Annotated in this window: 12 protein-coding genes; 2 read left to right on the top strand and 10 right to left on the bottom strand. The window is 68.4% G+C overall.

Translation table 11 applies throughout. The features are described 5' to 3' along the window. Positions 1-71: 71 nt before the first annotated feature. On the top strand, positions 72-1,328 hold the full coding sequence (locus ACOGI5_RS11215) for an acyl-CoA dehydrogenase family protein (protein WP_419864501.1): 1,257 nt from the start codon (positions 72-74) through the stop codon (positions 1,326-1,328). Between the two features lie 60 nt (positions 1,329-1,388). Here the strand turns inward: ACOGI5_RS11215 and ACOGI5_RS11210 are convergent, their stop codons facing one another. The 6 genes from ACOGI5_RS11210 to ACOGI5_RS11185 all read right to left on the bottom strand — a co-directional run bounded on the left by ACOGI5_RS11210 (position 1,389) and on the right by ACOGI5_RS11185 (position 9,360). Further along, positions 1,389-1,811, bottom strand: a complete 423-nt coding sequence (locus ACOGI5_RS11210) for a MaoC/PaaZ C-terminal domain-containing protein (RefSeq protein ID WP_419864500.1) — start codon at positions 1,809-1,811, stop codon at positions 1,389-1,391. Between the two features lie 14 nt (positions 1,812-1,825). Then, entirely contained in the window at positions 1,826-2,365 is a 540-nt protein-coding gene (locus ACOGI5_RS11205) for an FAS1-like dehydratase domain-containing protein (RefSeq protein WP_419864499.1), read from the bottom strand. 109 nt (positions 2,366-2,474) lie between these two features. Then, a complete protein-coding gene (locus ACOGI5_RS11200; protein WP_419864498.1) occupies positions 2,475-3,305 on the bottom strand; it encodes an alpha/beta fold hydrolase in 831 nt (276 codons plus the stop codon). A gap of 4 nt (positions 3,306-3,309) precedes the next feature. Beyond that, complete coding sequence (locus ACOGI5_RS11195; protein ID WP_419864497.1) at positions 3,310-4,605, bottom strand: O-acetylhomoserine aminocarboxypropyltransferase; 1,296 nt, start codon at positions 4,603-4,605, stop codon at positions 3,310-3,312. Between the two features lie 98 nt (positions 4,606-4,703). After that, entirely contained in the window at positions 4,704-7,064 is a 2,361-nt protein-coding gene (locus ACOGI5_RS11190) for a xanthine dehydrogenase family protein molybdopterin-binding subunit (RefSeq protein WP_419864496.1), read from the bottom strand. A 52-nt stretch (positions 7,065-7,116) separates the two neighbouring features. Then, entirely contained in the window at positions 7,117-9,360 is a 2,244-nt protein-coding gene (locus ACOGI5_RS11185; protein WP_419864495.1) for a CoA transferase, read from the bottom strand. 127 nt (positions 9,361-9,487) lie between these two features. Between ACOGI5_RS11185 and ACOGI5_RS11180 the strand changes: the two genes are divergently transcribed. Then, positions 9,488-10,291, top strand: a complete 804-nt coding sequence (locus ACOGI5_RS11180; RefSeq protein WP_419864494.1) for a class II aldolase/adducin family protein — start codon at positions 9,488-9,490, stop codon at positions 10,289-10,291. A gap of 34 nt (positions 10,292-10,325) precedes the next feature. Here the strand turns inward: ACOGI5_RS11180 and ACOGI5_RS11175 are convergent, their stop codons facing one another. The 4 genes from ACOGI5_RS11175 to ACOGI5_RS11160 all read right to left on the bottom strand — a co-directional run bounded on the left by ACOGI5_RS11175 (position 10,326) and on the right by ACOGI5_RS11160 (position 13,892). Beyond that, positions 10,326-11,753, bottom strand: a complete 1,428-nt coding sequence (locus ACOGI5_RS11175; protein ID WP_419864493.1) for an NAD-dependent succinate-semialdehyde dehydrogenase — start codon at positions 11,751-11,753, stop codon at positions 10,326-10,328. A gap of 82 nt (positions 11,754-11,835) precedes the next feature. Then, a complete protein-coding gene (locus tag ACOGI5_RS11170; protein ID WP_419864492.1) occupies positions 11,836-12,825 on the bottom strand; it encodes a hypothetical protein in 990 nt (329 codons plus the stop codon). Next, positions 12,825-13,301 carry an HIT family protein gene (locus ACOGI5_RS11165; RefSeq protein ID WP_419864491.1) on the bottom strand — a complete coding sequence of 159 codons (477 nt, stop codon included), beginning with the start codon at positions 13,299-13,301 and terminating at the stop codon, positions 12,825-12,827. The genes ACOGI5_RS11170 and ACOGI5_RS11165 overlap by 1 nt, the downstream gene beginning before the upstream one ends. Positions 13,302-13,391: 90 nt before the next feature. Next, complete coding sequence (locus ACOGI5_RS11160) at positions 13,392-13,892, bottom strand: hypothetical protein (RefSeq protein ID WP_419864490.1); 501 nt, start codon at positions 13,890-13,892, stop codon at positions 13,392-13,394. Positions 13,893-14,043: the final 151 nt, after the last annotated feature.

Raw genomic sequence — 14,043 nt, 5'->3', positions numbered from 1 at the left:
CGCTGGGATGCAGGCGGGAGCAGCACAGGCCCATCCGGCGGGGCTACAGGCAGCCGGGTAGGTTGCCGCGCATGGACTTCACCATCCCCGCCGACATCGCGCAGTTGCTCGACGATCTGGACACGTTCATCGACGACGTCATCAAGCCCATCGAAAACGAAGACGACAACATCCGCTTCTTCGACCACCGCCGGGAGGACTCGCGCACCGACTGGGAGCGCGACGGCCTGCCCAACGCCGAATGGGAAGCACTGCTGGTGCGCATGCGCAAGGAGGCCGACAAGGCGGGATTCCTGCGCTGGCATCTGCCCAAGCGCTTCGGCGGCAGCGACGGCACCAACCTGGGTATGGCGATCATCCGGGAGCATCTCGCCCGCCGCGGCCTGGGATTGCACAACGACTTGCAGAACGAGAACTCGATCATCGGCAACTTCCCGACCGTGCTGATGATGGAGCGCTACGGCTCAGAGGCTCAGCAGGAGCAGTGGATCCCCAAGATGCTGGAAGGCCAGGCGCGCATCGGGTTCGGCCTGACCGAGCCATTGCACGGCTCAGATGCCACCTGGATGGAGACCACGGCCGTGCGTGACGGCGACGAGTGGGTGATCAACGGCGAGAAGTACTGGAACACCGGCCTCCATCACGCCACCCACGACTACATCTTCGCCCGCACCTCCGGCAATCCCGGCGAGGGGCACGGCATCACCTGCTTCATCGTGCCGGTGGACACGCCCGGCTTTGCAGTCGAGAAGTTCATGTGGACGTTCAACATGCCCACCGACCACGCGCATGTCCGGCTGACCGATGTGCGGGTGAGCAACGACGACATCCTGGGCACCGAGGGCCGGGGCCTGCAGACGGCGCAGCTGTTCGTGCACGAGAACCGGATCCGCCAAGCGGCGTCATCGGTGGGCGCAGGCCTGCACTGCATTGACGTGGCCGTCGACTATGTGAAGAACCGCACCACGTTCGGCAAGCCCCTGGCGCAGAACCAGGCCATCCAGTTCCCGCTGGCCGAGCTCTACACCGAGGCCGAGATGACCCGGGCGCTCATCTGGAAGACCGCCTGGCAGATGGACGAGGGCGTCGACCACATGGAGATCACCGACAAGGTGGCCATGTGCAACTACCGCGGCAACCGGTTCTGCTGCGATGCGGCAGATCGGGCCATGCAGAGCTGCGGCGGCAACGGCTACGGGCGCCACATGCCCTTCGAGCACATCTACCGGCACCACCGCCGGTACCGGATCACCGAAGGCTCAGAGGAGATCCAGATCCGCAAAGTCGCCGGCAAGCTGTTCGGCTTCGCCGGACGCGCAAAGGGCTAGCGCCGGGCCCAGAGGGCCAAGAGCTAGTACGGCGCTGGACGCGCCGAGGGCTAGTGCCGCTCAGTCGTCGAGGCGGGCGGTGGCCTGGCCGGTGAGGACTGGGCGGTCGTCCTGATTGGTGGTGGTGATGGTGAGGTCGACCAGCTTCTGGCCGTCCTCGTCACGAATGTCGGCGACCTCGGCCTTTGCGGTGAGGGTGTCGCCTGGCCACACCTGGCTGGTGAACCGCACGCCGTAGTAGGTGAGGCGGCCGTCGCCCACGAAGTTGGTGACCATGCGGCCGGTCATGCCCATGGTGAGCATGCCGTGGGCGAATACCGTCGGGTAGCCGGCTACCTCGGTGACGAACTTCTCATCGGTGTGGACGGGGTTGTAGTCGCCCGACGCGCCGGCGTACTGGACGATCTGGGTGCGGGTGAGGTCGTCGACGATCTGCTCGGAGTAGCTGTCGCCGACGCTGAGCTGCGATGCGCTGAGTGCCATGTCTGTCTGCCTTCCTAGTCCTCGATGACCTTCTCGGTGACGACGCCGACGCCCTTGGCCGTGATGACCAGCTCGTCGTCCTCGTCGCGGTACTCGGTGACGGCCTCGGAGAACTTGAGAATGCCTGCCCGCTTGGACTGCTTCTCCCACCGCTCGCCGTCGTAGGTGACCGTGTGCAGCACGTCACCGGGCCTCAGGTGCCGGTGATAGGTGAAGTGCTGCTCGGCGTGCAGCCCGCCCGCAGCCGCGCCGGATTGCTTGTCATCCTCGCGCTCGTCTTTGACGTCGTCGCCGTCGGCCTCAGACAGGTCGCGCACCAGCGTTCCCGACGCCGTACGGCCGCTGCCGAACCACTTCTTGTCGGGCTTGGGGCGCAGGAAGTAGTCGGGGTCGAACTGCGCGCTCGACTGCGCGAACGTCGGTGGCGCGATGATCGAGCCGACCTCGGTGCCGGCCGCATACTCAGCGTCGCTGTAGATCGGATTCGTGTCGCCGATGGACCTCGCGAACATCAATATGTGCGTGGCCTCCACCGGGAATCGCTCGACTGCCATGTCCGGCTCCTTTTGCGGCAGGTTGCGTCAGAATGCCGCCGGCACATGATGGCAGCCGCGCCGCAAGCGCGCACAACCAGCACAGCGACAAGCGCGCTCGGCCGACCGGCTAGGCGAGTGCTTTGGCCAGAGCCGTCCGGACGGCGGCAGGATCCTCGTTCATCATCATGTGACCGGCTCCGGCGAGGTGAACGACGTCGCAGTCCGCGAAATCGGCGATCAGTGCTCCCGCCGCTCGTGGCGGGGTCATCTTGTCCTCGCTTCCGACGATGACCGTGACCGGGCATTGGACGCGGGCGGCGACGTCGCCGGCCTCGTAGGCCGCGCAGGCCGCCAGATCGGCGTGGATCACGCCGTCATCGGCGCGTTCCAGCAGGGCCACGCTGCCGCCGAGCATCCACAATCCCGGCGTGGGGTTGGTAGCGACGTGAGCGCGGTTGCCGTGTCCCCATGCCGTCATGAGCTCTGGTGCCAGCAGCTCGTTGTTCTCGGCTGCGCCCAGCAGCGCCGGATGGACGGGCATGCCGGCGGCAGTGCCCAGCAGAACCAGCCGGGCGATGCCATCGGGATGGGTCGCGGCCGCCTCGGTGCACACCAGCGATCCCATCGAGTGACCCACCAGTCGGACTTCGTCGCAGCCAAGCTGCTCGCGCACGGCCGCGATGGCTTCGGTGAGCCAGGCAGCCATCTCGGCGACCGAACCCAGCGGCTCGCCGTCGCTGTTGCCGTGACCCGGCAGGTCGATGGCGAGCGGCGTGTAGCCGTGGTGCGCCAGCCAGCGGGTCTGCAGCTGCCACACCGTCCGGTTCATGCCTGCGCCATGCACGAGCAGCACCACCGGCGCTTCAGCTGCCGACGCCGCGTCGGGAACCACGCCCCCGGCGGCCACGCCGACGGCCTGACCGCGAACATCGAGCGAGAAGGCTTTGGTAGCTGTCATCGGTTCAGCCCTTCTGCGATGCCCGCAGGGCGCGGGACAGGTCCGAGATGATGTCGCCCGGGTGCTCGAGGCCCACCGACAGCCGCACCAGGTCCTCGCCGACGCCGGCAGCAGCCAGATCCTCAGCGCTCATCTGCTGGTGAGTGGTGCTGGCGGGATGGATCACCAGTGTCTTGGCGTCGCCCACGTTGGCCAGATGCGACGCCAGCCGCACCGCCTCGATGAACCGCCGTCCAGCCTCGCGGCCGCCTTCCACGCCGAAGCTCAGGATCGCACCGGCGCCCCGCGGCAGCAGGCGCTTGGCCAGCTCGTGGTCGGGGTGCGACGGCACCGACGGGTGGCTCACCCAGCTCACGGCGTCGTGCGAGGCGAGGAACTCGATGACCGCCTCGGTGTTGGCAACGTGACGATCCATGCGCAACGGCAGCGTCTCGACGCCCTGCAGCAGGTGAAACGCCACCGCCGGGCTCATGGCGGCGCCAAAGTCGCGCAGACCTTCCGCCCGGGCCCTCATCGACAGTGCCTGGGGCCCGTACTCGTCGGTGAAGGCGATGCCGTGGTAGCCCGCATACGGCTCGCTGAGCGTCGGGAACTTGCCCGAGGCGGCCCAGTCGAAACGGCCGCCGTCCACCACGACGCCGCCGATCGCCACGCCGTGCCCGCCGAGGAACTTGGTGGCGCTGTGCATCACGATGTCAGCGCCCAGCTCGATGGGCCGCATCAGGTGCGGCGTGGTGAACGTGGCGTCGAGCATCAGCGGCAGGTCGGCCTCGTGCGCCACTGCGGCCACAGCCGGGACGTCGAGCACGTCGATGTTGGGATTGCCGAGCGTCTCGGCGAACAGCACCTTGGTGTTGGGCCGTATGGCGCCGCGCCATGCGTCGAGGTCACGGGGATCGACGAACGTCGTGGTGATGCCGAACCGGGGCAGCGTCAGACTCAGAATGTTGTGCGTGCCGCCGTAGATGTTGCGGCTGGCCACGATGTGGTCGCCCGCAGAGGCGATGGTGGCGCACGCCAGGTGGAACGCTGCCATGCCGCTGGCTGTGCACACGGCCCCGACGCCGCCCTCGAGCGCGGCGATGCGCTCTTCCAGCACGGCCACGGTGGGATTGGAGATGCGGCTGTAGATGTGGCCGGGAATCTCCAGGTTGAACAGGCTGGCCGCCTGCTCGGTGTCGGTGAAGCTGAACGAGGTGGTTTGGTAGATCGGCACGGCGCGAGCCCCGGTGGTCGGATCGGGCCGCTGCCCGGCGTGCAGCGCAAGCGTGTCGAAGTGCAGGAAGTCTGGCTCGACCATGGGTGCCTCCCAAGCAGTGTGCGAGAACCCAAGTATTCAGCACGCGTGCAGGCGTGCCACCCCACCCGGCTGCCGCGCGCCCGCCAAGAGGCGTCAGTTCAAGTCGCGGCAGCCTCGGCGGAGGTGACGGCTTCCCAGACGCGCTGGGGGGTGACCGGGATGTCGATGTGGGTCACGCCGAGGTGCGCCAGCGCGTCGATGACAGCGTTCTGCACGGCGGGCGGGGCGGCAATGGCGCCGTTCTCGCCGATGCCGCGGGTGCCCAGCTCGTTGCGGTCGGTCGGGGTGCCCAACCGGGCTGTGCGGATGGAAGGCACATCGGCAGCAGCGGGGATCAGATAGTCAACGAGCGTCGTGGTGCGAGGAGTGCCGTCATCGTCCCACTGCCCCGCCTCCATCAGCGCCTGGGAGATGCCGGCCACCGCACCGCCGTGCTGCTGGCCTTGCACCGATGTCTCCGACAGCATCCGTCCGCAGTCGTCCACGGCGGCGAACGCCACGAGGTCGACACGTCCTGTCTCGACGTCGACTTCGACGACTGCAGCGTGAGTTCCGTAGGGATGGGTCACCTCGGCACGGCGCTCGGTGACCGTTGCGCTGATTCCCGCTGGCGCGGCCGCGGCAATGTCGGTCCAGCTGGTCAGCCGGGACGGCACACCGGCAACGTGCGCGCCATCGGGAGTGACTTCCACGTCGTCAGGACTGGCCTCAAGCAGTTCTCCTGCCACTTCGCAGATGCGGGCACGCAGCTCGGCCGCTGCCTCGGCGATCTGGCTGCCCAGCACCGTCGCTGTGCGGGAGCCGCCGGTAACGCCTCCGTAGGACGACGTCACCGAGTCGGCGTCGTTCACCCGGACGGCGCCTTCGGCGACCCCGACCCGGGCGCTCGTGATCTGGGCCCACAGGCTGTGATGACCTTGGCCGTGACCGTGGCTGCCGCAGGTCACCAGCACGCTCCCGTCTGAGCCCAGCTCCAGCGAGGCGTAGTCGGGATCGTCGCCGCTGCCCGCGCTCTGGCTGTAGCAGCCATAGCCGATCCCGATCAGTGCCGATCGGCTGCCTGCTGTACGACGCTCAGCTGCCAGCGTCTGCCAGCGCTCGACGTCGATGAGCTGTTGGGCAGTGTCGAGCGCGCGGTGCGGATCGCCGCTGTCGAGGGTGATGCCGGTGCCGGTGTCGAACGGCAGCTCGTCGGCGCGCAGCAGGTTCCGGCGGCGCAACTCGGCCGGGTCGAGACCGAGCTCGCGGGCACCGGCATCTATGGCTCGTTCGAGTGCAGCATTCACTTCGGGCTGGCCCGCGCCGCGGTACGCGCCGGTCGGCGGCGCGTTCGTGACCGCGGAGCCGATGCGGTAACGCAGCCGCGGCACCCGGTACAGGCCGGTGCTCTGGCGGTAACTCGCGGCGGTGAGCATCGGCGCCATGTGCGGGTAAGCACCGGCGTCGCACCACATGATCACGTCGATGCCGATGATGTGTCCGTCAGGGTCGAATCCCATGCGGATGCGGTGCCGCTGACCGCGCCCGTAAGGCATCGAGACGAACTGCTCCTGGCGGCTCTGCACCCAGCGCACCGGGCGTTCCAACAGCTGGGCGGCACGCGCCACCACGAAGAACTCCGGCATCGGGTCGCCGCGACCGCCGAAGCCGCCGCCGACGTGCGGCTCGCGTACCCGCACCGCTGTGACCGGGATGCCCAGCAGGCGCCGGTACAGGTACGGGGCGCTGTGCACACCCTGGCCGGTGCTCCAGATGTCCAGCTCGCAGTCGGGTGATGCCCCTTCAGCCAGCGGCGTGCCGCGGATCAGCTCGAACGGCGTCGCGACGATGGCGCACGGCTCGATCGGCAGTGAGGTGATCCGGTCGTTCTCGCAGGTCAGCTGCACCACGCAGTGAGCACCCGCACACGGGTCCTCGCCGGGCTGGGCAGGGGGCGCTGCAGGGTTGTCGACGCTGGACGGCTCGGACAGGAAACCGCCCTCGGTGGGACTGTCCAGCGGGCGCACCACGTTGGTGTCGGCATCACCGAACAGCAGCACGTCGTCTGTGGCGGCGCGCTCGACGTCGATGACCGCGGGCAGCTCATCGATCTCGACAGCAACCAGTTCCGCCGCGTCGAGCGCGCGGGCGGGCGAGTCGGCCAGCACGACGGCGATCGGCTCGCCGACGAAGCGGACCCGTTCAGTCGCCAGCAGCGGCCGGGCCATGCGACCGCCGAGCGTGGTGGCCCGGTAGTACTCCAGCGGCTCCAGGTCGAGCAGCGCTGCATCGAGCACGGCAACGACTCCGGGCGCCCGCTCAACCTCGCGGAGATCGACGTTGCGCAGCTCGCCATGGGCCACCGTCGAACGCACGAAGGCGGCGTGCAGGCAGCCGTCGGGCTGTGGCAGGTCGGCAGTGAAGGCCGCCTCGCCGCGCAGCATCGGCAGGTCCTCGGAAGCGAGTCGCGCCGTCGCCATGCCGTCACCGTACCGAGGTTGATTCGCGTCTTCGAGCCGCACCCGGCGAGCCTCAGTCGGCGGCGGCAGGCGGCGCGCCCGCGCCCGGGAGCGCTGCGAGCTCCGCCTCGACCTCCGCCCGATGCTCATCGAGGAAGGGAGCCCTGCGCATGGCCACTTCGATGCCGCCGACGAGCGAGCCGACCTGGTTCATGGGTCCCCATTCAGTCTCGGGCAACTCCACCACGTGGCTGTTCTGGAGTGCGACCGCTGCGCCCACGAAGCCGCGCCGCTCGGCTGGCAGTTCGCTGGTGCCTTCCGGCGTCGACTGGCGCCAGAACCACTCGGGGCCGCCGGCACCCGGCACCTCCAGGTAGGTGCGGTCGGGGCCGGCTCCCCGGTAGTCCATGCCGCCTGCGAGGGCGGGCGGCCGCCCCTCGAAGGAAACGAACTCGGCAGCCTGAGCCGCCATGACGGTCTGGGTGAGCGATGTGCGCACGGTTCGGCCCACGCCGTCGGCCACGCGCCGGTACAGCGAGCACAGCACGCCGAACGCAGCGATCATCGGCGTGGCGGCATCGTGGACCGGCACGGTCAGGAACACGGGCTCGTCATTGCCGCCCTGCGCGGCCATGATCCCGCCGAGCGCCTGCAGCAGCGGATCGAAAGCCGGCACCTCGGCCATCGACTCGTCTCGGCCGTAGCCAGGACTCTTGACCAGCACGGCATCTGGCCGGATGCGTCGCAGGTCGCTGTCGGCGACGCCGAGGCGTGCTGCGACGCGAGGCCGGAAGTTCTCCACGATGACATCGGCCTCGGCGACGAGCTGCGCCATGACCTCGTGGTCGGCTGCGTCCTTCAGGTCGAGGCAGATGGAGCGCTTCGACTGGTTCCAGCCGTTGAAGTAGGGCCCGAGCACGCGGAACGGGTCGCCGCCGGGCTGCTCGATCTTGGTGACCTCTGCGCCGAGCATCGCTAGATGGCGGGTGATGACCGGCCCGGCGATGAACGAACTCAGATCGACTGCCTTCACACCGCGCAGCGGCGCCGTGGCCGGCATCGGTGGATCCGGTGCCGGCTGGGGCGGCCACGCCCCGCCGTCCAGCTCGGCTTCGACCTCGGCGGTGTGCTCGCCCAGTCGCGGGGCCGGCTGCAAGGCGACCTCGTCGCAATCGTCGATCCACATCGGCTGGGGCGGGGTGCGCACCGTCCCGAGTTCCGGATGCTCGACTGTTGTCACGAGCCCGTTGGCCTGCGCAAGCGCCGAGCTCACGAACTCCTCGCGGGTCTGCGTCGGCTGGCACGGCACGTCATGCGCAGCGAAGACCTCCAGCCACTCGGCGAGCGGCCGGGCTGCGAAAGCCTGCTCCAGGATCGGCGTGATCTCTGCGAGCGGTTCGAGGTCGAGCAGTCCCCACGGCGGGTCACCGAAGCGCTCGTCGCCCAGCAAGTCCTCGCGGCCGATTGCTCGCAGCATCGCGACGTAGAACGGCAGCGTCCCGCAGGCTACGAACATCCACCGATCGTCGGCGGCCCGGAACAAGCGGTACACCGGCAGCCGGCCTGCCGAGCCCAGCGGGCACGATCCGTCCCGGTCGAGTTCGGCCATCTCGGGCGTCTCGAAGTCGCCGATCTGCATCGCACCCGAACCGGACACCTCCGAGACCGTGTAGGTCGGCGCCGAGCCGTGGGCCCTCCGTGCGTACAGGCCCGCTGCGGCCGCCATCGCTCCCAGCATCCCGGCCCCGTACGAGGCCAAGGGCACCACCAGCTCGACCGGCCCCTCCGAATAGCTGATCTGGTTCCAGCCGATGCCGGTGACCGCGGCGACCTGTGACGGGGTGCCCCTACGGGTCGCGTAGGGCCCGCTGTCGCCCCACGTCGGGCACGAGATGATCACTGCACCCGGCGCAATCCGGCGCGCGGCTGACGCAGTCGGGCCGTCGGGCACGAAGACGAGATCTGCGCCGCCCAGCAACGCGGCGAGCGCTGGCGCAGCGATCGACTCGGCAGTCGGCCGCAGAATGCCGGGCAGTTGCGCTGGCGCCCCGTCGACCGCGGCTGGGAGCGGGGCCCGTTCCCATTCGATGCCGTCGGGCACCACCGAGCGCTTGTTCCGGCTCACGGCCTGGAATCCCGGATCGCTTCGGTACGGATCGCCGCCGGGCGGTTCCACCTTCACCACATCAGCGCCCTGGTCGGCCAGGAAGCGTGCCGCGTACGGTCCCGCGATACCAGTCGCCATCTCCACCACCCGCACGCCTTCGAGGCAGCGCACAGGTGCCCCGCCGTCTCGGGCCGCCACAGCTGTGCTCACCGGCGCGACTGTAGGGGGACCGCTCGCAAGCCCGCCCGACGCACCGCGGACGACGCAGTGGAGCTCATGCGGGCGGGGCGACGTGCAGAGCACCGCTCTCCGGCCGAGGCAGCCTGAGCGTCGTACGATGATCGCCGTGACGACGACAACCGACTCCCCCGCAGATCCATTCACCGAGATCCCGATGCCGCAGGCGCCGAGCTTCGACACGATCGAGGCCGAGCGCCAGCATCGCAAGGAGCGCCTCGCGTCGGTGTACCGGGCGTTCTCGCTGTTCGGATTCGAGGAGGGCGTAGCCGGCCATGTGACCGCCCGCGATCCCGAATTGACCGATCATTTCTGGGTCAACCCCTTCGGCGTGGGTTTCGGTCAGATCAAGGTGTCCGACCTGCTGCTGGTGGATCACGACGGCAACATCGTCGAGGGCCGCTACCCGCTGAACCAAGCCGCCTTTGCCATTCACAGCGAAGTGCACAAAGCACGGCCTGACGTCGTGGCCGCAGCGCACACCCATTCGCTCTACGGCAAGACGTGGTCGAGCCTGGGCCGCCTGCTCGACCCGCTGACCCAGGACGCGTGCGCCTTCTACGAGGACCACGCCCTGTTCGACGACTTCACCGGCGTGGTGCTCGACACCTCCGAGGGCAAGCGCATCGGGCAAGCGCTGGGCAGCTGCAAGGCCGTGATCCTGCAGAACCACGGCCTCCTCACCGTCGGTCGCACCGTCGACGAGGCGGCGTGGTGGTTCATCACCATGGAGCGGACCTGCCAGAGCCAGCTGCTGGCTGAGGCCGCCGGCACGCCGATCCCGATTCGCCACGAATCGGCCAAGGTCACGGCGTCGCAGACGGGCAGCCCGCTGGCCGGCTGGTTCAGCTACCAGCCGATCTACGACAAAGTGCTCGAGCGAGATCCCAGCTTCCTCGACTGAGCGGCTGCGCCGTCCCGGCGCGGACGTGCGCCGCCTACCACTCCGCGGCGATGTACTGCGTCTCGCAGAACTCGTAGATGCCCTCGCTGGCACCCTCGCGGCCCAGGCCGGACTGCTTCATGCCGCCGAAGGGCGCAGCCGGGTCCGACACGGCACCGCGGTTCAGCCCGATCATGCCGGCCTCGATGCGCTCGCTGACCGCGAGACCCTTCGCCAAGTCCTGCGTGTACACGTAGCCGATGAGGCCCATCTCGGTGTCGTTGGCCGCTGCGATCATGGCGTCGGTATCGGAGAAGCTGGAGATCGGCGCGACCGGCCCGAAGATCTCCTCGCGGGTGATGGGTGCGCCAGCTTCCACGCCACCGAGCACGGTCGGCTCATAGAAGAACCCCGGTCCGTCAATGGATGAGCCGCCGGTGACGGCCGTCGCTCCCCCGTCGACCGCTGAGCGAACCAGGCGGTCGATGTTCTCCACTGAAGCGGCGTTGATCATCGGTCCGCAGGTGACGTCGGGGTCGCTGCCGTTGCCGACCTTCATGGCACCCATGGCCGCCGCCAGCCGTTCGACGAACTCGTCGTGAGCGGGCGCTTCCACGAAGAATCGATTGGCGGCCGTGCAGGTCTCGGCGGAGTGACGCATCTTGGCGACCATGGCGCCGGCCGTGGCTGCCTCCAGGTCGGCGTCGGCGAACACGACGAACGGGGCATTGCCGCCCAGCTCCATCACCACCTTGAGCACTCGGTCGGCGCAGCGCTTCAGCAAGACTCTGCCGACTTCGGTGGAGCCGGTGAATGACAGCATCCGCACTGCCCGATGGTCGACGACGGCATCGAGCCAGGCCCCGGAGTTGGCGGTGGGCACCAGATTGACGACGCCAGGCGGCACGCCTGCCTCGCCCAGCAGCTCGGCGACCCGCAGCGAGGTGAGCGGCGCTTCCCGGGGCGGCTTGATGACCACCGCGTTGCCCGCTGCGAGGGCCGGGGCGAGCTTGCGAGTGATCATGGCCGCCGGGAAGTTCCAGGGCGTGATCATCGCCACGACGCCGACGGGAGGGTGACGGGTGATGATGCGGTTGGCACCAGACGGGGCGACGCTGATCGAGCCGTGGATACGCACCGCCTCCTCGGCGTTCCAGCGGAAGAACTCCGCGGCGTAGGCGACCTCGCCGATGGCATCGGCACGGGGCTTGCCGTTTTCGAGCGTGATGAGGTCGGCCAGCTCGTCGGTGTGCTCGATGAGGATGCGGTGGGCGTCCCGCAGGACTTCGGACCTGACTCGCGGCGCAGTGGCCGCCCATCCGGGCCGCGCTGCCGCGGCTGCATCGCATGCGGCCACTGCGTCCGCGGGTGTTCCGGCCGCGACGCCTGCAGCTGTGTCGCCGGTGGCCGGGTCGATGACGTCGATCAGCTCGCCGCCAGCGGCCCCCCGCCAATCGCCTCCGATGAGCATCTGCGTTTGCATCACGCCAGCATCGCAAATCAACCGCTCATTGCGCGCCGCCGTGTGCTTCTGGGTTCTGCGATTCGAACAGCGAGGCTGCTGGTCAGCCGCCGTAGTGCAGCAGGCCCTTCTCGCCGGCGCGCATCTCGTCGATGGCTCGCTGCGCGTCGCCGATGGCGTCTTCGAGCTGGGCGATGACCGCATCGCGGTCCGGGGTGAACTCCAGTTCGTCGATGAGATGGGCGAGGCGATCCTTGCTGCGCCAGGCCGCGAACTTGGCCCACTCGGTCCACAGCGTCTCGTGGTCGTCAACGCCGACGAGGTTCTTGGTGCGGCTCTGCTCGTCGGCGGTGGTGTCCAGGGACACGTAGCCGTTGACCATCGAGATGCGCTCGCACAGCTCGTCAAGCGGGCCGGCGCGGTGCACCACCATGTCGCCGTGCAGTGCGACGGCGTAGCCGGGCCCTGGGAATTCAGGAGCCACCGTGCGTTCTGCGGGCACCGGTTGACCGGCGTCGGCCAGCGCAGCGGCTTCGTGCTTGGTTCCCTCGAACCACTCGAACCGTCCGCCGGCAACCTCGGCCGGATCGGTCACCGCCAGCACGTAGTCGAGCGGCAGCGTGTCGTGGTGCCATTTGTCGATGCCGACGTCGATCTGCGAGGGCTCGTAGTTGAGGTGGCCGAGATGCACCGGCATCGGGTGCGGGGCGATCTCGATGCCGTAGATCGTTTCCAGATGCGCCGTCACCTCGGGGCTCAGGCACAGGTCGCGCAGCCAGCGTGAGCGGTAGCAGCCGCCGCGCACGGTCCGCTCGATTCGCTCCCCCGCCGGACGGGTGAAGCACCGCAGGCGGCGGGCTGTCTCCAGCATGAGCGCCGCGCCTTCGTCGCTGAGCATGCGGAACGGCGACGACAGCGCCACCGGCGTGGCCTTCGTGGCGATCTCGGCGTCGTCGTAGCCCAGATCGGCCAGCATCAGCACCTCTGCGGGCTCCTCCAACTGCAGATGCCGCTCGGGATCGAACGCCGGCTCGCCTTCCAGCCACTCGTAGCCCCTCGGCTGGCTCTGCGGAAACGGAATCGCCTCGCCCATCAACGCCTGCCTTCCCGGTTGATCTTGGCGGCGACCGCGGCCAAGAACTCGTCGTCTGCCCGGCTGGCTGCGATCTCGGTGGTCACGTAGCCGGGGTATGCCTCAAAGTACTGGTGGCTGCGGGCAGTCGTCTCCGGCTCAGGACCGGGCGGCACGCCGGCCGTGTGATGCAGCGGGATGACCTTGGCGTGCAGGTGGTCGATCATCATCCCCTCGAACACGATCGCGCAGCGATCTACATCGTCGTAGGCGTCTGCGATCTTGGCCGCAACGTGGCGGGCTGCCTCGAACAATCCCGCGGCCATCTGGCTGTCGGCGCGTGCAATATCGCTGGCGAGGTGCTGCTTGGTGATCACCACGCTGAACGCTTCAGTGTTGGGGAAGATGTCCAAGAATCCAAGATGGCGTTCGTCCTCGTAGACGACGTGGCAGGGCTCAGCGCCAGCCACGACCCGGCAGAACACGCACTCGTCCACTCGCTGCATTGTGGCCCACGTCGACGCCGACTCGAATCGTCCGGTCGGCCCCTTAGCGAACGTTTCGGCACAGTTGGAGGCTTCGCGCAGTTATGCGGACAAGGCTGCGAGGAGCTCTTCGGCTCGGTCAGTGGTGACGGAGAGCTTGCGGGGTGTGCCGTTTCGGTGGAATTCGACGGTGACTGCAGTGGTGCCGCCGACCGAATAGAGCACATCGCGCCGTCTGGTCCTGACGCCCCAGCCCCCGTACTGCCTCAGCGGTCGCACCTGGCGCACGTAGGCCAGCGTGATTGCCTCCCGCGGAACCTTCGACTTGAACGGCAAGGGCCACAGTTGAAGCCTGAACAGACGGTCATCGACCTGGATGCGTACGGCCGCTCTCGACCAGAGAGCGAGCACCAACAGCACAACGAACGCTCCCGGCACGATGCCGATGAATTCGAACTCAATCGACCCCGAATCGGCCAGCAGCACGGCCATCAGGATCACCGCCACGATTGCCACTGCAACCACGACGATGAACGACACCATGAGGCGACGCATCCGTTCGGACAATCTCTGATCGTGTTCGAAGGCTGCGGGCGTCTCCACGCGAACCAGTATGGACGACAACCGGTAAACGTCGGCAGTGACCGTTGCCGGGCCAGGCGCAGCGAAACGTGACTCCCCCGAAGCCCCACTTGGTCAGCGCCCGCACGCCTAGTTGCCGTCACCCGACCAGACGAGAGTCGCATCGTCGCTC

Origin of the sequence: Candidatus Poriferisodalis sp., assembly GCF_965208925.1 — a bacterium.
Lineage (GTDB): Bacteria > Actinomycetota > Acidimicrobiia > Acidimicrobiales > Poriferisodalaceae > Poriferisodalis.
Note: the sequence above shows the minus strand (reverse complement) of the source record. Positions and strands in the feature narration are given on the sequence as shown.

What these genes read in the sequence shown, in the direction of transcription:
- ACOGI5_RS11180 (WP_419864494.1), top strand. Translation starts at nt 9,488, where the DNA reads ATGATCGCCGTGACGACGACAACCGACTCCCCCGCAGATCCATTCACC.
- ACOGI5_RS11170 (WP_419864492.1), bottom strand. Translation starts at nt 12,825, where the DNA reads ATGGGCGAGGCGATTCCGTTTCCGCAGAGCCAGCCGAGGGGCTACGAG.
- ACOGI5_RS11195 (WP_419864497.1), bottom strand. Translation starts at nt 4,605, where the DNA reads ATGGTCGAGCCAGACTTCCTGCACTTCGACACGCTTGCGCTGCACGCC.
- ACOGI5_RS11190 (WP_419864496.1), bottom strand. Translation starts at nt 7,064, where the DNA reads ATGGCGACGGCGCGACTCGCTTCCGAGGACCTGCCGATGCTGCGCGGC.
- ACOGI5_RS11210 (WP_419864500.1), bottom strand. Translation starts at nt 1,811, where the DNA reads ATGGCACTCAGCGCATCGCAGCTCAGCGTCGGCGACAGCTACTCCGAG.
- ACOGI5_RS11175 (WP_419864493.1), bottom strand. Translation starts at nt 11,753, where the DNA reads ATGCAAACGCAGATGCTCATCGGAGGCGATTGGCGGGGGGCCGCTGGC.
- ACOGI5_RS11205 (WP_419864499.1), bottom strand. Translation starts at nt 2,365, where the DNA reads ATGGCAGTCGAGCGATTCCCGGTGGAGGCCACGCACATATTGATGTTC.
- ACOGI5_RS11200 (WP_419864498.1), bottom strand. Translation starts at nt 3,305, where the DNA reads ATGACAGCTACCAAAGCCTTCTCGCTCGATGTTCGCGGTCAGGCCGTC.
- ACOGI5_RS11215 (WP_419864501.1), top strand. Translation starts at nt 72, where the DNA reads ATGGACTTCACCATCCCCGCCGACATCGCGCAGTTGCTCGACGATCTG.